Annotated in this window: 14 protein-coding genes and 1 pseudogene; 3 read left to right on the forward strand and 12 right to left on the reverse strand. The window is 69.2% G+C overall.

Annotated elements, in window-relative coordinates:
- The 3 genes and pseudogenes from IEW13_RS16725 to IEW13_RS16735 form a co-directional block, all read left to right on the forward strand.
- A pseudogene (locus IEW13_RS16725) lies at window positions 1-414 on the forward strand (glucose-6-phosphate isomerase); the annotation flags it as partial.
- Complete coding sequence (zwf, locus tag IEW13_RS16730) at window positions 414-1961, forward strand: glucose-6-phosphate dehydrogenase (RefSeq protein ID WP_188552054.1); 1548 nt, start codon at window positions 414-416, stop codon at window positions 1959-1961. The pseudogene IEW13_RS16725 and the gene zwf, both read left to right, overlap by 1 nt.
- A complete protein-coding gene (locus IEW13_RS16735; protein WP_188552055.1) occupies window positions 1958-2902 on the forward strand; it encodes a glucose-6-phosphate dehydrogenase assembly protein OpcA in 945 nt (314 codons plus the stop codon). Before zwf ends, IEW13_RS16735 begins: the two co-directional genes overlap by 4 nt.
- Window positions 2903-2928: 26 nt before the next feature.
- Here the strand turns inward: IEW13_RS16735 and secG are convergent, their stop codons facing one another.
- From secG to uvrB, 12 genes are all read right to left on the reverse strand, one after another.
- Complete coding sequence (secG, locus tag IEW13_RS16740) at window positions 2929-3171, reverse strand: preprotein translocase subunit SecG (protein WP_188552056.1); 243 nt, start codon at window positions 3169-3171, stop codon at window positions 2929-2931.
- Window positions 3172-3209: 38 nt separating this feature from the next.
- Window positions 3210-3992, reverse strand: coding sequence for a triose-phosphate isomerase (gene tpiA, locus IEW13_RS16745; RefSeq protein ID WP_188552057.1), 783 nt, complete (start codon window positions 3990-3992; stop codon window positions 3210-3212).
- Complete coding sequence (locus IEW13_RS16750; RefSeq protein ID WP_188552058.1) at window positions 3989-5263, reverse strand: phosphoglycerate kinase; 1275 nt, start codon at window positions 5261-5263, stop codon at window positions 3989-3991. Before IEW13_RS16750 ends, tpiA begins: the two co-directional genes overlap by 4 nt.
- Window positions 5264-5311: 48 nt before the next feature.
- Window positions 5312-6316, reverse strand: coding sequence for a type I glyceraldehyde-3-phosphate dehydrogenase (gap, locus tag IEW13_RS16755; protein WP_188552059.1), 1005 nt, complete (start codon window positions 6314-6316; stop codon window positions 5312-5314).
- A gap of 92 nt (window positions 6317-6408) precedes the next feature.
- Window positions 6409-7392: a DNA-binding protein WhiA gene (whiA, locus tag IEW13_RS16760; protein ID WP_188552060.1), complete on the reverse strand. Its 984-nt coding sequence runs from the start codon at window positions 7390-7392 to the stop codon at window positions 6409-6411.
- Window positions 7393-7411: 19 nt separating this feature from the next.
- Window positions 7412-8425, reverse strand: coding sequence for a gluconeogenesis factor YvcK family protein (locus IEW13_RS16765; protein WP_188552067.1), 1014 nt, complete (start codon window positions 8423-8425; stop codon window positions 7412-7414).
- 6 nt (window positions 8426-8431) lie between these two features.
- A complete protein-coding gene (gene rapZ, locus IEW13_RS16770; protein ID WP_188552061.1) occupies window positions 8432-9373 on the reverse strand; it encodes an RNase adapter RapZ in 942 nt (313 codons plus the stop codon).
- Window positions 9374-9410: 37 nt separating this feature from the next.
- The gene (uvrC, locus tag IEW13_RS16775) at window positions 9411-11360 is read right to left on the reverse strand and encodes an excinuclease ABC subunit UvrC (protein WP_188552062.1); all 1950 of its coding nucleotides are present in this window, start codon (window positions 11358-11360) and stop codon (window positions 9411-9413) included.
- Window positions 11361-11380: 20 nt separating this feature from the next.
- Window positions 11381-14311 carry an excinuclease ABC subunit UvrA gene (gene uvrA / locus IEW13_RS16780; RefSeq protein WP_188552063.1) on the reverse strand — a complete coding sequence of 977 codons (2931 nt, stop codon included), beginning with the start codon at window positions 14309-14311 and terminating at the stop codon, window positions 11381-11383.
- A 116-nt stretch (window positions 14312-14427) separates the two neighbouring features.
- The gene (locus IEW13_RS16785) at window positions 14428-16968 is read right to left on the reverse strand and encodes a DEAD/DEAH box helicase (protein WP_188552064.1); all 2541 of its coding nucleotides are present in this window, start codon (window positions 16966-16968) and stop codon (window positions 14428-14430) included.
- Window positions 16969-16980: 12 nt separating this feature from the next.
- A complete protein-coding gene (locus IEW13_RS16790) occupies window positions 16981-18243 on the reverse strand; it encodes a TerC family protein (RefSeq protein ID WP_188552065.1) in 1263 nt (420 codons plus the stop codon).
- A gap of 194 nt (window positions 18244-18437) precedes the next feature.
- Complete coding sequence (uvrB, locus tag IEW13_RS16795; RefSeq protein WP_188552066.1) at window positions 18438-20573, reverse strand: excinuclease ABC subunit UvrB; 2136 nt, start codon at window positions 20571-20573, stop codon at window positions 18438-18440.
- Window positions 20574-20648 lie beyond the last annotated feature (75 nt).

Below are 20648 nucleotides of genomic sequence, written 5' to 3' on the forward strand. Positions count from 1 at the left end.
ACCCTGCACGAGGCGATCGACGCGCTGCTCCATGCGGCCCCCGAGTACGGGTACCTGGCGATCCAGGCGTATCTGGACCGCTTCGCCGACGCGGCCGCCGAGGAGCTGCGGCCCGCGGCGGCCCGCCGCTCCGGGCTGCAGACCAGCTTCGGCTGGGGGCCGCGCTTCCTGCACTCCACCGGCCAGTACCACAAAGGCGGCCACCAGAACGGGGTCTTCCTGCAGATCACGGCCGCCAACCGCGCCGATCTCGTGATCCCGGACCAGCCGTTCAGCTTCGGCGTCCTGCAACTCGCGCAGGCGCAGGGCGATGCGCAGGTCCTCGCCGAGCGCGGCCGCCCCGTGCTGCGCTTCCACCTGCACGACCGGGCCGAGGGGCTGCGGCAGATCGCCGCCGCTCTCGGGGGCCGCTGATGCCCGCCACCGCGGGCCCCCGGGTGGTGCGGAACCCGCTGCGCTCCCCCGAGGACCGCCGCATCCGCCGCATCGCCGGCCCCTCCGTGCTGGTGCTGTTCGGCGTGACCGGCGATCTGGCCCGCAAGAAGCTGCTCCCGGCGCTCTACGACCTCTCGCATCTGGGCCTGCTGCCGGCGGCATTCGCGCTGCTGGGCTTCGGCCGGCGCGACTGGTCCGACGAGGACTTCGCCGCGCAGGTGCAGCAGGCGGTCCGGGACCACTCCCGCACCGGTTTCGAGGATCAGGCCTGGGAGCAGTTCTCCGCCGGGCTGCGGTTCGTCAGCGGCGAGTTCGCCGATCCGGAAGCCTACCGCCGGCTGCGCGAGGCCCTGGCGGAGCTGGACCGGGCCCACGGCACCGCGGGGAACTACGCGTTCTACCTGTCCATCCCGCCGCGCAATTTCGGCACCGTCTGCCAGCAGCTCGACGACGCCGGGCTGGCCCGCTCCCGGGAACCGCATCAGTGGCGGCGCGCCGTGATCGAGAAGCCCTTCGGGCACGATCTGGCTTCGGCGCAGGAGCTCAACGCCGTGATCGAGCGGGTCTTCCCCTCCGATGCGATCTTCCGGATCGACCACTACCTGGGCAAGGAGACGGTGCAGAACATCCTGGCGCTGCGCTTCGCGAACCAGATGTTCGAGCCGATCTGGAACGCCCACTACGTCGACCATGTGCAGATCACCATGGCCGAGGACATCGGGATCGGGTCCCGTGCCGGTTACTACGACGGGATCGGCGCGGCCCGGGACGTGATCCAGAACCACCTGCTGCAGCTCCTGGCGCTCACCGCGATGGAGGAGCCGGTCTCCTTCGCCTCGGAGGATCTCCGGCTGGAGAAGGAGAAAGTGCTCTCCGCCGTCCGCCTACCCGAGGATCTGGGCGTGCACACCGCGCGCGGCCAGTACAGCGCCGGACGCCAGGGCGCCGCCGAAGTCCGCGGCTTCCTGCAGGAGGACGGGATCGCCCCGGACTCCACCACCGAGACGTTCGCGGCGATGCGCCTGGACATCGACACCCGGCGCTGGGCCGGGGTGCCGTTCTATCTGCGCGCCGGCAAGCGGCTGGGCCGGCGGGTGACCGAGATCGCCGTGGTCTTCTCCCGCGCCCCGCACCTTCCGTTCGAGTCGACGGCGACGCAGGAGCTCGGCCAGAATGCCGTCGTCATCCGCGTCCAGCCCGATGAGGGCGTCACCATGCGCTTCGGCTCCAAGGTCCCGGGTTCGCAGATGCAGGTGCGCGATGTGACGATGGACTTCGGCTACGGGCACGCGTTCACGGAGGCCTCCCCCGAGGCCTACGAACGGCTGCTGCTGGACGTCCTGCTGGGCGAGCCGCCCCTTTTCCCCCGGCAGCGCGAGGTCGAGCTATCCTGGCAGATCCTCGACCCGATCGAGGAGTACTGGTCCGCGCAGGGCCGCCCCGAGAGTTACAAGCCCGCATCCTGGGGACCAGCGTCCTCGGATGCCCTGATGACCGCGGACGGCCGCCGCTGGAGGCGCCCATGATCGTCGATCTGCATGACACCGGGACCGCGGAGATCGCCGAGGAGCTGGTGCGGCTGAGAGACGTCGGCGGCGTGGTCGCGCTGGGACGGGTGCTCACCCTGATCGTGACGGTCGAGGGTCCGCGGGCGGATGCCGAGCAGGTCATCGCGCAGGCCAATGCAGCCTCCAGCGACAACCCGTGCCGCGTCATCGTGATCGGCTCGGCCGGTCCCGACGCCCACGAACGGCCGACGCGACTCGACGCCCAGTTGCGGGTGGGCGGCGATGCCGGAGCCTCCGAGGTGATCATCCTCAGCTGCCACGGCGAGCTGACCAGCTCGCATCTGCATGACGGGCTGGTGGCGGCGTTCCTGCTGCCGGACGCGCCCGTGGTGGCGTGGTGGCCGTTCGACGCTCCCGCGGACGTCGCCTCCTCCCCCGTCGGACGGATCGCGCAGCGCCGGATCACCGACATCCAGCACTCCGGCCGCACCGGCACGCGCGTGGCCGAGCAGATCCAGGTGCTCGAGGACTTCTACCAGCCCGGGGACACCGATATGTCCTGGGCGAGGCTGACGAACTGGCGGCAGCAGCTGGCGGCGACGCTGGATCTGCCGCCCTACGCGCCGGTCACCGCGGCCACCGTGCACGGGGACCCCAGCAGCGTCGGCGCCCGTCTGATGCAGCGCTGGCTGCGGTTGTGCCTCGGCTGCTCTGTGCGATTCGAGCGGATCGATCCGGCCAAGGCCGACGACTGCGGGCTGCTGCGGGTGGAGTTGCACCGCGAGGCGGCCGGCACCACGACGCTCGAACGCGTCTCGGACTCCCTCGCGGTGCTGCGCCAGCCGGGGCTGCGCGAACGGCAGGTCAGCCTGCCGACCCCCTCGGGGACCGAGCGGCTGACGGCCGAGCTGCGGCTGATCGACAGCGACGACTTCTACGGGCGGGTGCTCAAAGGCTGATCCGGCCTACCCGGGCGCGCCCCGGTTCAGGCGAAACGGACCAGCAGGCCCAGCACCACGACCGTGGCGGTCCAGATGACCGCGACCAGGGCGGTGAAGCGATTCAGATTGCGCTCGGCCACGCCCGAGGACCCGAGCGCCGAGCTCATACCGCCGCCGAACATATCCGACATGCCACCGCCCTTGCCCTTGTGCATCAGGATGAGCATGGTCAGAAAGAAGCTCGACAGGATCAAGACGACGATCAGGGTGATCCGGAGTGTTTCCACTGTGGTCCTTTGTACGTGTGAGGGGGCCGCAAGCAATCCTACGCGGTTTTGGCGTTGACGACGAGCTTGGCGAACTCCTGTGGGTCGAGACTGGCCCCGCCGACGAGCCCCCCGTCGACGTCGGCCTGGGCCATGATCTCCGCGATGGTGCCGGACTTGACGCTGCCGCCGTAGAGGACGCGGACCGCATCGGCGGTGCGGGCGTCGTACCGGCCGGCCAGCCAGCGGCGGATCGTGGTGGCCATGGCGCCGGCGTCCTCAGGGCTGGCCACCTCGCCGGTGCCGATCGCCCAGACGGGCTCGTAGGCGATCACGGTCTGCGCCACCTGCGCCGCCGGGACGTCCTTCATGGCGCCTTCGAGCTGTGCCAGGGTGACGGTCTCGTGCTCACCCGCCTGTCGCGCTTCCAGCGCCTCCCCCACGCACAGGACCGGGGTGAGACCGTGCCGGTAGGCGGCGGCGAGCTTGGCGGCCAGCAGCGCATCGTCCTCGCCGTGATACTCCCGGCGCTCACTGTGGCCGACCAGCACATAGCTGCACTCCAGCCGGGCCAGGAACGCGCCGGAGACCTCTCCGGTGTACGCACCCGCGTCATGCGCGGAGAGATCCTGCGCGCCGTAGACCAGCTGCAGCTTGTCCCCCGCGACCAGCGTCTGCACGCTGCGCAGATCGGTGAACGGCGGGATCACCGCGACCTCGACCTGCTCGGGCTCCCACTTCAGGTCGGCCAGCGCCCAGCCGAGCTTCTGCACCAGGGCGATGGCCTCCAGATGGTCCTTGTTCATCTTCCAGTTGCCCGCGATCAGCGGCGTACGGCTCATGCCCGCTCCTTCAGCACGTCCAGACCCGGCAGGGTCTTCCCTTCCAGATACTCCAGGCTGGCACCGCCGCCGGTGGAGATGTGACCGAACTGGTCGTCGTCGAAGCCCAGCGCGCGCACCGCCGCGGCCGAGTCGCCGCCGCCGACGACGGTGAGCCGGTCGGTGCCGTGACTGGTGAGCGCATTCGCCACGGNGACGGTGAGCCGGTCGGTGCCGTGACTGGTGAGCGCATTCGCCACGGCACGGGTGCCCTGCGCGAAGGCGGGGAACTCGAAGACGCCCATCGGCCCGTTCCAGAACACCGTGCGGGCCTCGGCGATGACGTTCGCGAAGCGCTGCGCGGACTCGGGACCGATGTCCAGCCCCAGAGCGTCGGCACCGGCCGGCGTCGTCTCCAGGGAGTCCACCGGCACCACCCAGTGCTCGGCATCGGCGGCGAACGACGCGGCCATCACGATATCCGTGGGCAGCACGATTTGCACGCCGCTGCTCTCAGCCTGGTGCAGATAGCCCTGCACGGTCTCGATCTGGTCCGCTTCCAGCAGGCTCTTGCCCACCCGGTGGCCCTGTGCCGCCAGGAAGGTGTAGACCATGCCGCCGCCGATGACGAGCGTATCGGCACGGGAGAGCAGATTGGCGATCACGCCGAGCTTGTCCGAGACCTTCGAGCCGCCCAGAACCACCGCGTAGGGGTGCTCGGGGTTCTTCAGCAGGCGGTCGCAGACCTCGACCTCGCGGGCGACGAGGCCGCCGGCGTAGGAGGGCAGCAGCGTCGCGATGTCGTAGACGCTGGCCTGCTTACGATGCACCACGCCGAAACCGTCGGAGACGAAGGCATCGGCCAGCGCCGCCAGCTGCCGGGCGAAGGCGAGCCGCTCGGCATCGTCCTTGGAGGTCTCACCGGGATGGAACCGCAGGTTCTCCAGCAGCAGCACCTCCCCCGGCTGCAGCCCGGCCACTGCCTGCTCGACCTTGGCGGTGTCCTCAAGCGGGCTGGCTTCGAAGTGCACCACGCGGCCGATCGCCTTGGACAACGCCGGGACGACCGGCGCGAGGGAGTACCGGGGATCCGGGGCGCCCTTGGGCCGGCCCAGATGCGCCACAACGATCACGGTGGCACCGGCCTCGGCCAGCGCCCGGATGGTGGGCGCTGAGGCGCGGATCCGCCCGGCGTCCGTGATCCGGCCGTCCTCGGACAGCGGCACATTGAGATCGCTGCGGACCAGGACTCGCTGTCCTGCCAGTGCCCGCGGATCGTCGAGGCGTCTCATTTGCGATATGCTCCCTCTCTTACGTTCGTGGCATGCGTGCGGGGCGTCTCAGAGCCTGGCGCCGACCGTGGAGACCAGCTCGACCAGCCGGCGGGCGTAGCCCCACTCGTTGTCGTACCAGGCGAAAACCTTGACCGTGCGGGTGCCGATCACCTTGGTCAGCAGTGAATCGAAGATCGCGCTGTGCTCGTTCTTGATGATGTCCGAGGACACGATCGGATCCTCGGTGTATTCGATGATCCCCTTGAAGGCCCCCTCGGCGGCGGCCCGGACGGTGGCGTTGACATCCTCCACCGTGACGTCCCGCGCGGCGGTGAAGGTGAGGTCCACGAGGGAGCCGGTCGGGGTCGGCACCCGGAGGGCCAGGCCGTCCAGCTTGCCCTTCAGCTCCGGCAGAACCTGCGCGACGGCCTTGGCGGCGCCGGTGGAGGTGGGCACGATGTTGAGCGCGGCCGCCCGCGCCCGGCGGAGGTCGCGGTGGTTGCCGTCCACGAGCGACTGGTCACCGGTGTAGGCGTGCACGGTCGTCATGAGACCCTCGACGATGCCGATGCCGTCGTTGAGTACCTTGGCGATGGGCGCGAGGCAGTTGGTGGTGCAGGAGGCGTTCGAGATGACGGTGTGCGCGGCCGGGTCGAAGCTGTCCGCGTTCACGCCGACCACGAAGGTGCCGTCGACGCCCTTGCCGGGCGCTGAGAGCACCACCAGCCGGGCACCGGCGTCGAGGTGCGCCTGAGCGGCGTCCTTGGAGGTGAAGCGGCCGGTGGACTCGATCACCACATCGGCGCCCCATTCCTTCCAGGGGATGTCGGCCGGATTGCGCTCCGCGCTAGTGCTGATGCGGGTGCCCGCCACGGTGATCGACTCGTCGTCATGGGAGACGTCCGAGCCGAAACGCCCCCATACGGTGTCGTACGTGATCAGATGCGCCAATGTCCCGTTGTCCGTGAGGTCGTTGATCCCCACGATCTCGATGTCCTTCAGCTCCTGCACCTGGCGGAGCACACCGCGTCCGATCCTGCCCAGTCCGTTGATTCCCACGCGAATGGTCATGCCTATCTCCTCAATTGAGCCTCGTTGGGAGCGTGCGGGCGCCGGGCGTTACGTGAAGGCGCCCGTACCTTCAGTGTAGAGCCGCCGGGCGATCAGTTTCCGTCGAGCATGTCCGGTGTGAGGTTCGCCTCCGTGCCCGGGAGGCCCTCCTGGGCGGCTTTCTTGTCCGCCATCGCCAGCAGGCGGCGGATGCGGCCGGCGACCGCGTCCTTCGTCATGGGCGGATCGGCAAGCTGGCCGAGTTCCTCCAGTGAGGCCTGCTTGTGGCTGAGCCGCAGCTGCCCGGCGTAGCGCAGATGCTCCGGCACGTCCTCGCCGAGGATCTCCAGGGCGCGTTCGACCCGCGCCCCGGCGGCGACAGCGGCCCGCGCGGACCGGCGCAGATTGGCGTCGTCGAAGTTCGCCAGGCGGTTGGCGGTGGCGCGCACCTCACGGCGCATCCGCCTTTCCTCCCACACCAGCACGGTCTCATGGGCGCCCATCCGGGTCAGCAGCGCCGCGATCGCATCACCGTCGCGGATCACCACCCGGTCCACGCCGCGCACCTCACGCGCCTTGGCGGGGATGCTCAGCCGGCGTGCCGCGCCGACGAGTGCCAGCGCCGCCTCGGGACCGGGGCACGTGACCTCCAGCGCCGAGGAACGCCCCGGTTCGGTAAGCGAACCGTGCGCCAGGAAGGCGCCGCGCCAGACCGCCTCGGCGTCGGCGATCGACCCGTTCACCACCGCGGCCGGCAGTCCCCGCACGGGACGGCCCCGGGCGTCGATCAGACCGGTCTGGCGGGCCAGTGCCTCGCCCTCGGCAACCACGCGGACCACGAAGCGGTTGCCCTTCTTCAAGCCGTTGCGGCTGATCACGAGCACCTCGGCGCTGTGGTTGAACAGCTCCTTGATCTCCGCGCGCAGCCGCCGCGCGGCCGCGCCCGTGTCCAGCTCGGCCTCCAGCACCACCCGCCCGGCCACGATGTGCAGGCCGTCGGAGAACCGCAGCGCAGCGGATACTTCCGCCTTGCGCGCCGAGATCCGCGTGATGGGCAGTCTGGCCAGCTCGTCCTTTACCTGAGCCGTGAGCGACATGGTCACCCGTTCCTCTCTACTACCACTGCTCTTCCACCACGATGTCCTCCGCGATCAGCACGTCCCGGTAGCCGGCCGCGAGCTTGAGGCTGTCGTGCTTCTGCCGGTTGGCCACCGCGTAGTTACCGCGCCACAGCCGTGCCCCGAACAACCGGTTCGCGGTCTCTGCCAGTCCCGGTTCCTCGTCGGCGATGCGCTCGTCGGCCAAGATCCAGTCAACCCGCAGCTCTGGCGCATGCCGGTGCAGGGACTCCAGATGGGCCGTCATGCTGAGGTTCCTGGTCTCACCGCGCCCAGGGTGCACGTTGAGCGTGAGCAGCTTCAGCGCGCTGGAGTCCCGGATGGCGTCGTGCAGATCCGGGACCAGCAGGTGAGTCATGACGGAGGTGTACCAGGAGCCGGGACCCAGGTTGAGCACATCCGCCTCCCGGACCGACTGGATGGTCTCCTCCCGGGCCGGCGGGCGGGGCGGGTCGAGTCGCACGTGCTCCACGTGCCCGGTCGTCACCGCTACCCGGGACTGCCCTCGGATCGTCCAGGTCAAGGCGGGGTCGCCCGGGTCCAGGCCGCTGACATCCGCTTCGATCGTCAGCGGCACCGAGGACATCGGCAGCACCCGGCCGTGGGCGCGCAGCAGCCGGGCCATCCAGTCGAGGCCGTCGACATGATCGTCCAGCAGCTCCCACAGTGCGGTGATGAGCAGATTGCCCACCGAGTGCCCGCCCAGGTCCCCCGCGGAGGAGAACCGGTGCTGGATCACATCGCGCCAGGTCCGGCCCCATTCGCCGTCATCGCAGAGGGCGGCCAGCGCCATCCGCAGGTCACCCGGCGGCAGGGTGCCGAATTCCTCGCGCAGCCGGCCGGAGGACCCGCCGTCGTCGGCGACCGTGACGACCGCGGTGAGCCGCTCGGTCAGCAGCCGGAACGCCCGGAGCGCGGCGTAGAGGCCGTGACCGCCGCCGAAGGCGACGATCTTGGGCCCGGAGGAATCACGAGACCGGGCCGGGAGAATGGGGACTTCTTCCGTGCGGATGCTTGATCACTCCCTGCCTTCGTCGCGGTGCCGCACCGAGACGCGCACATCCTGCAGGCCGCTCAGGCGCGCGGCGAGCGCCTCCGCCATGGCCACGGAACGGTGCTTGCCGCCGGTGCAGCCGATGGCGATGGTGGCGTAGGAGCGGTGCTCTCGCAGATAGCCCTCCAGGACGGGTTCGAGCATCGCGACGTAGCGGTCCAGGAAGGTGCCGGCGCCGGGCTGGCCGAGCACGTAGTCGGCGACGGCCCGCTCTTTGCCCGTGAGGGCACGCAGCTCTGGCACCCAGTGCGGATTGGGCAGGAACCGCACGTCGACGACGTGGTCGGCGTCGACCGGGGCGCCGTACTTGAAGCCGAAGCTCAGCAGCAGCAACCGCAGCTTGGCGGTCTCTTCGTCGCCGAAGATCTCCTTCACCGCGGCGGAGAGCTGGTGGACGTTCAGGTCGGAGGTGTCGATGATGTGGTCGGCGCGGCTGCGGATGGCCTGCACCTGCTCCCGCTCGGCAAGGATCCCGTCGAGGATCCGGCCGTCGCCCTGGAGCGGATGCGGCCGCCGCACGGACTCGAAACGGCGGACCAGGACCTCGTCGGAGGCGTCCAGGAAAAGCACCCGGAAAGCGATGCCCTGCTCCCAGAAGGATGCCAGTGACTGCTTGATCTGCGTCATGATCTTCTGGCCACGGACATCCACCACGACCGCCAGTTTGGGCACGGCGCCATCGGCGCGGCCCACCAGCTCGACCATGGGGCGCAGCATGCCCGGCGGCAGGTTGTCGACGACGTACCAGCCGAGGTCCTCCAGCACCTTCGCCGCAGTGGAGCGGCCGGCTCCGGACATCCCCGAGACCAGCAGGACCTCCACCTGCGAGTCGCCGTGCTTGGGCTCGGCGGCCGCCGGACGGGTCTGGCCCGCCGGACGGGTCTGGCCCTTCGGCTCGGCGCTCATCGCCTCGGCTCCTTCGGCTTCGGGTGCGTCGTCACCCTCATAACTTATCCGATCCGGCTGAGGTTCCATCCCGGTGCAGATGGGCGGCGATCTTCTCCGCCAGGGCCGGTCCGATGCCTTTGACGCCGGCGATCTCCTCAGGGCTCGCCTGCCGCAGGCGCTTCACCGAGCCGAAGGTCTTCAGCAGGGCCTTCCGGCGTGTCTCCCCCAGCCCTGCGATGCCGTCAAGCGCGGAGCCGCCCGTCATCGCGCGTGAACGCCGCTTGCGGTGGAACGCGATGGCGAAGCGGTGCGCCTCGTCCCGGAGCCGCTGGAGCAGGAAGAGGCTCTCGGAGTTCCGCGGCAGCACGAGCGGGTAGTCGTCCTCCGGCACCCAGAGCTCCTCCAGCCGCTTGGCCAGGCCGGCCACCCGGATGTCGAGGATGCCGAGGTCCTGTAGCGCTCGTTCGGCGGCGCGCACCTGCGGCAGGGCGCCGTCGACCACCACGAGGGAGGGCGGGTAGGAGAACCCGCCCCGGGCGGGTTCCTCGCCCTCCTCGGATGCGCCGCTGGCGGTCACCGCGCCGCTGGCCGCCTGCGGCGAGCGGGCGCTCTGCTCCAGGTACCGGGAGAACCGGCGGGAGATCACGTCGTACATGGCGGAAGTGTCGTCGCGGGCGGCGTCGCCGCTGATGCCGAAGGTGCGGTACTCGCGCTTCTTGGGCAGGCCGTCCTCGAAGACGACCATGGAGGCGACCACCTCGGAGCCCTGAGTGTGCGAGACGTCGTAGCATTCGATCCGCAGCGGCGCCTGCGGCAGGTCCAGGTGCTCCTGCAGTTCGGCGAGCGCCTGGCTGCGCGTGGTCAGATCGGAGGCGCGGCGGCTGGCGTGCAGGGTGAGCGCGGCCTGCGCGTTCTTCTTCACGGTGTCCAGCACGGCGCGTTTCTCACCGCGCTGCGGCACGCGCAGGGCGACCCGCCCGCCCCGCTTGGCGGTCAGGAACTCGGTCATGGTGTCCGCGTCCGCCGGGAGGGTATCCAGCAGGATCTCACGGGGCACGGCCACGGGTTCGGCGTCGCCGTAGACCTGGCGGAGGTAGGCCTCCGTGAGCACCTCCGGCGGGGAATCGTCGACTTTGTCGACGATCCAGCCGGCCTCGCCGCGGATGCGTCCCTGGCGGACGTGGAACACCTGCACCGCGGCGTGCATCTCGTCCTCGGCCATGGCGAAGACATCGGCGTCGGTGCGGACGTCCAGGACGACGGCGCTCTTCTCCAGCACGGTCGTGAGCGCCTCGATCTCGTCCCGCAGCACCGCGGCGCGCTCGTAGTCCATGTCGGCGGCGGCGCGGGCCATCGCCGCCTTGCGCTCAGCGATGAAGCCGGCGCCGTCGCCGTTCATGAAGTCCACCGCCTGCTGCGCGAGCTCGCGATGTTCCTCGGCGCTGACCCGTCCCACGCAGGGCGCGGCGCACTTGTCGATGTAGCCGAGCAGGCACGGCCGGCCGGTCTGCTCGGCACGGCGGAACACGGTGGGCGTGCAGGTGCGCACCGGGAAGGCCTTCAGCAGGAGGTCGAGGGTCTCCCGGATGGCCCAGACCTTGGTGTACGGCCCGAAGTACACGGTCCCCGGTTTGCGGGCACCGCGGGTGATCATCGCCCGCGGGTACTCGTCCTGCATGGTGAAGGCCAGATAGGGGTGGGACTTGTCGTCCCGGAACATCACATTGAACCGCGGCGCGTACTCCTTGATCCAGGTGAACTCCAGCTGAAGGGCCTCGACCTCGCTGTTCACCACCGTCCACTGCACGGCGGAGGCGGTGTGCACCATGGCGAAGGTCCGGGGGTGCAGACCGGCCGGATTGGCGAAGTAGGAGTTCAGCCGGGCGCGGAGGTTCTTCGCCTTGCCGACGTAGACGACCCGCCCGTCCGGGTCCAGGAACCGGTAGACGCCCGGTTCGGTGGGCACCTCCCCGGACTTGGGCCGGTAGGACTGCGGATGGCTCATCGCTCACTCATCGTCGTGGTTCAGGCCCCCTTGCGCGCTGCGGCGAGGGGCTCGGCGAGTTCGTCGTGCCGCTGTAGCACGGGCCGCAGGTAGCGGCCGGTGTGGCTCTCCTCCACCTGCGCGACCTCTTCGGGCGTACCGGTGGCCACGAGGGTGCCGCCGCCGCGGCCGCCCTCCGGGCCGAGGTCGATGAGGTAGTCCGCATTGGCGATGACGTCGAGATTGTGCTCGATCACGATCACGGTGTTGCCCTTGTCGGCGAGGGACTGCAGCACGGACAGCAGCCGCCGGATGTCCTCGAAGTGCAGGCCGGTGGTGGGTTCGTCCAGCACGTACACCGTCCGGCCGCGGGAACGCCGCTGGAGCTCGGCGGCGAGCTTGACGCGCTGCGCCTCGCCGCCGGAGAGGGTGGTGGCCGGCTGCCCCAGGCGGACATAACCCAGGCCGACCTCCATCAGGGTGCTCAGGTGCCGCGAGATGGCCGGCACGGCAGCGAAGAACTCGCTGGCCTCCTCGATCGGCATATCCAGGACGTCGGCGATGGTCTTGCCCTTGAAGTGCACCTCGAGGGTCTCGCGGTTGTACCTGGCGCCGTGGCACACCTCGCAGGGCACATACACGTCCGGCAGGAAGTTCATCTCGATCTTCAGGGTGCCGTCGCCCTGGCATTCCTCGCAGCGACCCCCCTTGACGTTGAAGGAGAAGCGCCCTGGCTGATACCCGCGCATCTTGGCCTCTGTCGTCTCGGCGAACAGCTTGCGGATGTGATCGAAGACCCCGGTGTACGTGGCCGGATTGGAGCGCGGGGTGCGCCCGATCGGCGACTGGTCCACGTGCACGACTTTGTCGAGGTCCTCCAGGCCGGTGATCGTCTTGTGCCGGCCCGGCACCCGCGAGGCACCGTTGAGCCGGTTGGCCAGCTCCGTGTAGAGGATGTCGTTGACCAGCGTCGACTTCCCCGAGCCCGAGACGCCGGTGACCACGGTGAACACGCCCAGCGGGAAGTCCACGTCGAGGTCCTTGAGGTTATTCTCCCGGGCGCGCACGACGCGCATCATCCGGGCCGGGTCGATCTGACGGCGCCGCGCCGGCAGCTCGATCCTGCGGCGCCCGGAGACGTAGGCCCCCGTGATGGACTCCTCCGCCTCCGGCAGGCCCGCCGCGGGGCCGGAGTAGACGACGCGACCGCCGTGCTCGCCCGCGCCGGGACCGATGTCCACGATCCAGTCGGCATGGGCGATGGTGTCCTCGTCGTGCTCCACCACGATGAGGGTATTGCCCAGATCCCGCAACTTCACGAGCGTCTCGATCAGCCGGTTGTTATCCCGCTGGTGCAGCCCGATGGAGGGCTCGTCCAGGACGTAGAGCACGCCCACCAGCCCGGACCCGATCTGGGTGGCCAGCCGGATGCGCTGCGCCTCACCGCCGGAGAGCGATCCGGCTGGGCGATCCAGGCTCAGGTAGTCCAGTCCGACGTCCAGGAGGAAGCCCAGCCTGGCGTGGATCTCCTTGAGCACCTGCGCGGCGACGGCCGCATCGCGGGCAGACAGCTCGAGCGCGTTCATGAACTCGGCCGCCTCGTCGAGCGCCATCCGCCCGATGTCCGCGATGGACCGCCCGGCGACCTTCACCGCGAGCACCTCGGGCTTCAGCCGGGTACCGTCACAGGCCGGGCACGGGATCTCCCGCATATAGGACTCGTAGCGCTCCCGGGCGTGATCCGACTCGGTCTCCGCGTGCTTGCGGTGGATGTACTGGACGACGCCCTCGAAGCCGGTGGTGTAGCTGCGCTCCCGGCCGAAGCGGTTCCGGTACTGCACATGCACCTTGTAGTCCTTGCCGTGCAGGATGGTGCGGCGCGCCTTGGCGCTCAGATCCTTCCACGGGGTGTTCAGATCGAAGCCGACGTCGTTGCCCAGCCCCTGGAGTAGGCGCAGGAAGTAGTTCTTCCACTGCTGCCCCCGGGACCACGGGACGATGGCTCCCTCGCCCAGGGTCAGGTCGTCGTCGGGGACCACGAGGGTCTCGTCGACCTCGAGCTTCACGCCGATGCCCGAGCACTCCGGGCAGGCGCCGAAGGGCGAGTTGAAGGAGAACGAGCGCGGCTCGATCTCGTCCAGCCCGATGGGGTGCTCGTTCGGGCACGACATGTGCTCCGAGAACGTCCGGGTCCGTCCCGGATCGTCGTGGTCCAGGTCGACGAAGTCGACGTCGAGCCGGCCCCCGGCCAGGCCCAGCGCCGTCTCCACGGAGTCCGTCAGGCGCCGCCGGATGCCGTCCTTGACCGCGAGCCGGTCCACCACCACCGAGATCGTGTGCTTGTACTGCTTGGCCAGCGACGGCGGATCCGAGAGCTGCACGAGCTCGCCGTCCACCACGGCCCGGGCGTAGCCCTTGGCCTGCAGCTCGGCGAAGAGATCCTGGAACTCCCCCTTGCGCTGCCGCACCAGCGGGGCGAGCACCTGGAAGCGGGTCCGTTCGGGCAGCGCCAGCAGTTGGTCCACGATCTGCTGCGGCGTCTGCCTGGTGATCCGTTCCCCGCAGACCGGGCAGTGCGGGATGCCGACGCGCGCCCACAGCAGACGGAGGTAGTCGTGCACCTCGGTGATGGTGCCGACGGTCGAGCGCGGGTTCCTGCTGGTGGACTTCTGATCGATCGACACCGCCGGGGAGAGTCCCTCGATGAGGTCCACGTCCGGCTTGTCCATCTGGCCGAGGAACATCCGCGCATAGGAGGACAGCGACTCGACATAGCGGCGCTGCCCCTCCGCGAAGATGGTGTCGAAGGCGAGCGAGGACTTGCCGGACCCGGACAGACCCGTGAAGACGATCATGGCGTCGCGCGGCAGCTGAAGGTCCACACTCTTGAGATTGTGTGCGCGCGCCCCGCGGACCACGATGGTGTCCAGGTGCGAGACGCCGCCGGGCGCCGTGCGGACGGGAGAGTTCATCTGTCGTTCGCTCTTTCCTTCGCGATCGTACGTTGCGTGCTGGTCTCTTCACTGGGATCGTCTCGATCCTAGAACGGGGCACGGACAGTCACCGTGCCCGGTGCTGCACGGTGCCCTCAGGCGCCGACGCGCTCGATCCGCAGCACGGGTTCCCCGGCCTGGTCCGAGGCCGGAAGGTCGACCACCGCCTCGATCGCCCAGTCCCGGTTGTCCTCCGGATCGGCGAAGGCCTGGCGGACCCGCCACTGCTCGGAACCCTTCTCGATGTGCAGGTATTCCATGCTCCTTGCCGCCGGTCCGGTGTCCATCCGGGAATACTCGTCGAAGTACGGTTCGACCGCGTCCTCCCACGTCTCGGCGGTCCAGCCGGCCTCCGCGTCGAGTTCGCCCAGGGTGCGGTAGTCGCCGCGTTCGGCCAGCAGCACCCGCTGGAAGAGCGCGTTGCGCACGGCTTTGAGGAACGCGCGCCCGCTCTGACTGAAAGGCCGCTGCGGCGGGGCGAGCGCGGCGCCACCGGTGGCTTCGGCCCGGTGGGACGCGCCGTCCGGCGCCATCAGCGCCTCCCACTCGTCGAGCAGGCTCGAGTCGACCTGGCGGACCAGCTCGCCCAGCCAGGCGATGACGTCCCGGAGCTCCTCGTCCAGGCTCTCGGCCGGCACCGTCTGCCGCAGCGCGCGGTAGAGGTCGCTGAGGTACCGCAGCACGGCGCCCTCGGAGCGGGCGAGCTGGTAGCGGGAGATGAAGTCCTGGAAGGACATCCCCTGAGCGACCATGTCCGCGACGACGGCTTTGGGCTCCAGTTCCCAGTCGCGCACCCAGGGGTGCTCGGCGGCATAGGCGTCGAAGGCCTCGCGCAGCAGATCGCCGTTGGGCTCGGGCCAGCCGATCTCCTCCAGGGCGTTCATCCGCTCCACGTAGTCCAGGCCCTCGGCCTTCATCTCGGACATCGCCTCGTCCCGGGCCGCCTTGCGCTGGGCGCGCAGGATGACCGCGGGGGCGGGGACGATCGCCTCGACGATGGAGAGGATGTTCATCGCGTGCTCGCCGTGGCCAGCCGTTCCCGGGGACGTCCCGTCCTCGTCGCCGCCCGGATCGAAGAGCGCGAAGGCGGCGAAGGCGAAGGGCGAGAGCGGCTGGTTGAGGGCGAAGTCCTCCCCCAGGTTCTCCGCCAGGAGGAAGCCGCCGTCCGGCTGCGCCCGCAGCACGCCCGCCGCCAGCAGCGACCGGCCGATCTCGATGGCGCGCAGCATGAGGTCCAGCTGCCGCGGCCGCGGCTCCAGGGAGGATTCGATGAACTCCCGCACCGTGCCGGCGGTCGCGCCCGGCCTGGCCAGCAGATTCAGCACCATCGCATGGCTCATCCGCAGCCGGGGCACGAGGGGCTCCGGCTCGGCCTCGATCAGGCGCTCGAAGCTTCCCCGGCCCCAGGACACGAAGCCCTCCGGGGCCTTCTTCTTGACGATCTTGCGGCGCTTCTTCGCGTCCCCGGCCTTGGCCAGGAGCTTGGCGTTCTCGATCACGTGCTCGGGCGCCTGCAGCACGACGCTGCCGCGCGCGTCATAACCGGCCCGGCCCGCGCGGCCGGCGATCTGATGGAACTCCCGGGCGCTCAGGTGCCGGGTCCGCTCCCCGTCATACTTGGTCAGGCCGGTCAGCAGCACGGTGCGGATGGGCACGTTGATCCCGACGCCTAGGGAGTCCGTGCCGCAGATCACCGTGAGCAGTCCCTGCTGGGCCAGTTGCTCCACCAGACGCCGGTAGCGCGGCAGCATGCCGGCGTGATGCACGCCGATGCCGTGCCTGACCAGGCGGGAGAGGGTCCTGCCGAAGCCGGTGCTGAAGCGGAAGTCTCCGAGGGCCTCGGCGATGCGGTCGCGGGCGGCCCGGTCGCTCACCCCGGCGGAGGTGAGCGACTGCGCCAGGCGGACCGCCTCGGCCTGCGCGAAGGCGACGACGTAGACCGGTGCCTTGCCGTCCTGCAGGAGCGCCTGGAGCCGCTCCTGCAGGGGCACCTCCGAATACTCGTAGTCGAGCGGGACCGGGCGCTGGGCGGACGAGATCAGGGACACCCCGCGGCCGGTGCGCCGCTCCAGATGGGTGATGATGCCGCTCAGCTCCCCCAGCGTGGCGGACATGAGCACGAACTGCGCGCCGGTCAGCTCGATCAGCGGAACCTGCCAGGCCCAGCCTCGCTGCGGATCGGCGAAGAAGTGGAACTCGTCCATCACGACCTGGTCCGCTCCCGCCCCCGGCCCGGCGCGCAGCGCGTGATTGGCCAGCACCTCAGCGGTGCAGCAGATCAGGGGCGCTTCCGGGTTCACCGCGGAATCACCGGTGACCATGCCGACCTGCTCGGCCCCGAAGACGTCCACGAGCGCGAAGAACTTCTCGCTCACGAGGGCCTTGAGCGGCGCCGTGTAATAGCTGCGGCGGCCGGTGCTGACGGCGTAGTGATGCGCCGCCAGCGCGATCATGCTCTTACCGGAGCCGGTGGGGGTGGAGACGATGGCGTGCTCGTCCGAGAGGACCGCCATGATGGCCTCCTCCTGGGCGGGGTAGAGTTCCATGCCCTGTTCCCGCACCCAGTCGGAGAAGACCTCCAGGCAGGTGTCCGCGTCGGCGTGGTCCTCCGGGACGAGCGGAAGCGTGCGCGCCATCGCCCTCCTTCGCTAGATCTGGTAATCGTCGTCGTAGCGCAGACCGTGGGCCTGCCGGAGGAGGCGCTCATAGCGGTCGTGGTGCTCGATCAGCTCGTCCTTGTACTTCTGCGGGACCTCAGCGACCTTCGCCGACCAGTAATCGTACTTCTCCTGGAGCTTGGCCCGCTCTTCCGGTGTAATGTCCTCGGCGGTCAGCGCCGGGGGCCCGGCCTCGGGGGCTTCGGGATCCTGCGGTACCGGATGCTCGCCGAGGGCCAGGACATAGCGGTGCGAGTAGGTGGAGGCGTTCTGGATGGCCCGCAGGGCGCGGCCCTTCGGCGCGTACAGGGAGGCCACCACCGTGATGGCCAGGACGACGACGATGACGAGCAGGGAGAGTTCGGTCGAGACCTCGGCGACCGGGACGTTCTCGCCGTTGTTGACGAACGGCAGGTTGTTCTCGTGCAGGGCGTGCAGCATGAGCTTCACGCCGATGAAGCCCAGGATGATCGCCAACCCGTAGGACAGGTAGATGAGCCGGTCCAGCAGGCCGTCGATGAGGAAGTACAGCTGCCGCAGGCCCATGAGGGAGAACGCGGTGGCGGTGAAGACGATGTACGGCTCCTGCGTCAGCCCGTAGATGGCCGGGATGGAGTCCACCGCGAACAGGATGTCGGTACCGCCGATGGCGACCATCACCAGGAGCATCGGGGTGAGCATTCGCTTGCCGTTGACCTTGGTGAACAGCTTGTCGCCGTCGTAGTAGTCAGTGGTGTTGAACCACTTCTTGGCGGTGCGGATGACGAAGTTGTCCGCCTCGTTGCCCTCATCCCCGGTGAGTTCCTTCTTCAGCAGCTGCCCCGCCGTGAGGAGCAGGATGATGCCGAAGACGTAGAAGACGTCGCTCCAGGCATTGATCAGCCCGGCGCCGAGAAGGATGAAGGCGGTACGGGCGATCAGCGCGAATACGATGCCGAAGAGCAGGACCTTCTGCTGATCCTCGCGCGGGACCTTGAAGCTGGCGATGATGACGAGGAAGACGAAGAGGTTGTCCACCGAGAGCGCCTTCTCGGTGACATAGCCGGCGTAGTACTCGGTCATATGCGCCACATCGCCGAACGGCAGGAAGACCAGGCCGAAGAGCAGGGCGATCCCGACGTAGAAGGCGGACCAGTAGGCCGCTTCCTTGATGGTGGGGATATGCGCCTTGCGGACGTGGAAGATGAAGTCGAAGGCCAGCAGGCCGATGATGACCAGGATCGTGATGCCCCAGGTCAGGGCGTTGATCTCCATATGCGGGATCCTCTCGTGAGAGACGGGTACGACGGTTCGTCGCGAGTCTCTCCGCCTCGGGCCGCGACCGGCGGCTTCAAGGCCGCTGTGCCCGGCGGTGCCTTAGCGGACCGCGTGCTGACGTGCACAGCGTGTTGAGGATACTCCCTCACGCGATTCACCAGCATACACCGCCCCCGGCGGGACCCGGCACCCTATTCGGCATGCCCGGCCGCGTGCATCTGGCGCAGCTCCTGCTTCAGATCAGCCAGTTCGTCGCGCAGCCGCGCGGCCAGCTCGAACTGCAGTTCGGCGGCGGCGTTGTGCATCTGCTCGGTTAGCTGCTCGATGAGTTCGGCGAGATCCGCCGCCGGAGGTCGCAGGGCCCCCGCGCTGCCTTCCTTGCGCGCCGCCACAGCCCCGGTGATGCCGCGGGTGCCCTTGCCGAAGTCGAACTGGGTGAGCAGCTCCCGGGTGTCCTCGTCCTCCCGTTGCAGCCGCTCGGTGATATCGCCGATCTTCTTCACCAGCGGGCGCGGATCGATGCCGTGCTCGGTATTGTGCGCGATCTGCTTCTCCCGCCGGCGGTTCGTCTCGTCGATCGCCTGGCGCATCGAGTCGGTCATCGTGTCCGCGTACATGTGGACCTGGCCGTTGAGGTTACGCGCGGCACGGCCGATGGTCTGGATCAGCGAGGTGGCCGAGCGCAGGAACCCCTCCTTGTCCGCGTCCAGGATCGCCACCAGGCTCACCTCCGGCAGATCGAGGCCCTCACGGAGCAGGTTGATGCCCACCAGCACATCGAACTCGCCCGCGCGCAGCTCGCTGAGCAGTTCCACCCGCCGCAGGGTGTCCACGTCCGAGTGGAGGTACTGCACACGGACGCCGTGCTCCAGGAGGTAGTCGGTGAGGTCCTCGGCCATCCGCTTGGTCAGCGTGGTCACCAGGACCCGCTCGTCGGCGTCCACCCGGAGGCGGATCTCGTGCAGCAGATCGTCGATCTGCCCCTTGGTGGGCTTGACCACGACCTGCGGGTCGACCAGGCCGGTGGGCCGGATGATCTGCTCGACGACGCCATTCGCGCGTTCCAGCTCGTAGCGGCCCGGGGTCGCCGAAAGATAGACCGTCTGCCCGATCCGCTCCTGGAACTCGCTCCAGCGCAGCGGACGGTTGTCCAGGGCGCTGGGCAGCCGGAAGCCGTGGTCCACCAGGGTCCGCTTACGGGACATATCGCCCTCGTACATGGCGCCGATCTGCGGGACCGTGACATGGGACTCGTCGATCACCAGGAGGAAGTCCTCCGGGAAGTAGTCCAGCAGGCAGTTCGGCGCTGATCCGGCCGGGCGGCCGTCGATGTGCCGCGAGTAGTTCTCGATGCCGCTGGTGAAGCCCATCGACTGCATCATCTCGATGTCGTAGGCGGTGCGCATCTTCAGCCGCTGCGCCTCCAGCAGCTTGTCCTGGGACTCCAGCTCGGCCAGCCTGCCGGTCAGCTCCGCCTCGATGTCGGCGATGGCCCGCGCCATCCGCTCCGGACCGGCGACGTAGTGGCTGGCCGGGAAGATGTGCACCGTCTGCTCCTCGCGCACCACCTCGCCGGTGAGCGGATGCAGGGTGTAGAGGGCGTCGATCTCGTCACCGAAGAACTCGATCCGCAGCGCGAGCTCTTCGTACTGCGGGATGATCTCCACCGTGTCGCCGCGGACGCGGAAGGTGCCGCGGGTGAAGGCCATGTCGTTCCGGGCGTACTGCATCCCCACGAACTGCTTGAGCAGCGAGTCCCGGTCGTGCTCCTCCCCCACCGAGAGGGTGACCATGCGGTCCACGTACTCCTCCGGGGTGCCCAGACCGTAGATGCAGGACACGGTGGAGACCACTACGACATCCCGCCGGGTGAGCAGCGCATTGGTGGCGGAGTGCCGGAGCCGCTCCACCTCGTCGTTGATGGACGAGTCCTTCTCGATGAAGGTGTCCGTCTGCGGGACGTAGGCCTCCGGCTGGTAGTAGTCGTAGTACGAGACGAAGTACTCCACCGCGTTGTGCGGCAGCAGCTGCCGGAACTCGTTGGCCAGCTGCGCGGCGAGGGTCTTGTTGTGCGCCATCACCAGGGTCGGCCGCTGCACCTTCTCGATCAGCCAGGCGGTGGTCGCCGATTTGCCGGTGCCGGTGGCCCCCAGCAGCACCACGTCCTTCTCCCCCGCTTCCAGGCGGCGCGCCATCTCCGTGATCGCGGCCGGCTGGTCGCCCGAGGGCTGGTACTCCGAGACCACCTCGAAGGGCGCCACCGTCCGCGTGACCTTGGGCCGGTGCCCGACCGCCGGCAGGGGGATCCTGCTGTCGATGTCTGCCATGCCTCGAGCCTACTCCGGCCCACGGACAGCGCCGACGGCACGGGTGCGGCGAGCACATCGCGCCGTAAACGGGCT

The organism is Sediminivirga luteola (assembly GCF_014639315.1).
Classification (GTDB): domain Bacteria; phylum Actinomycetota; class Actinomycetes; order Actinomycetales; family Brevibacteriaceae; genus Sediminivirga; species Sediminivirga luteola.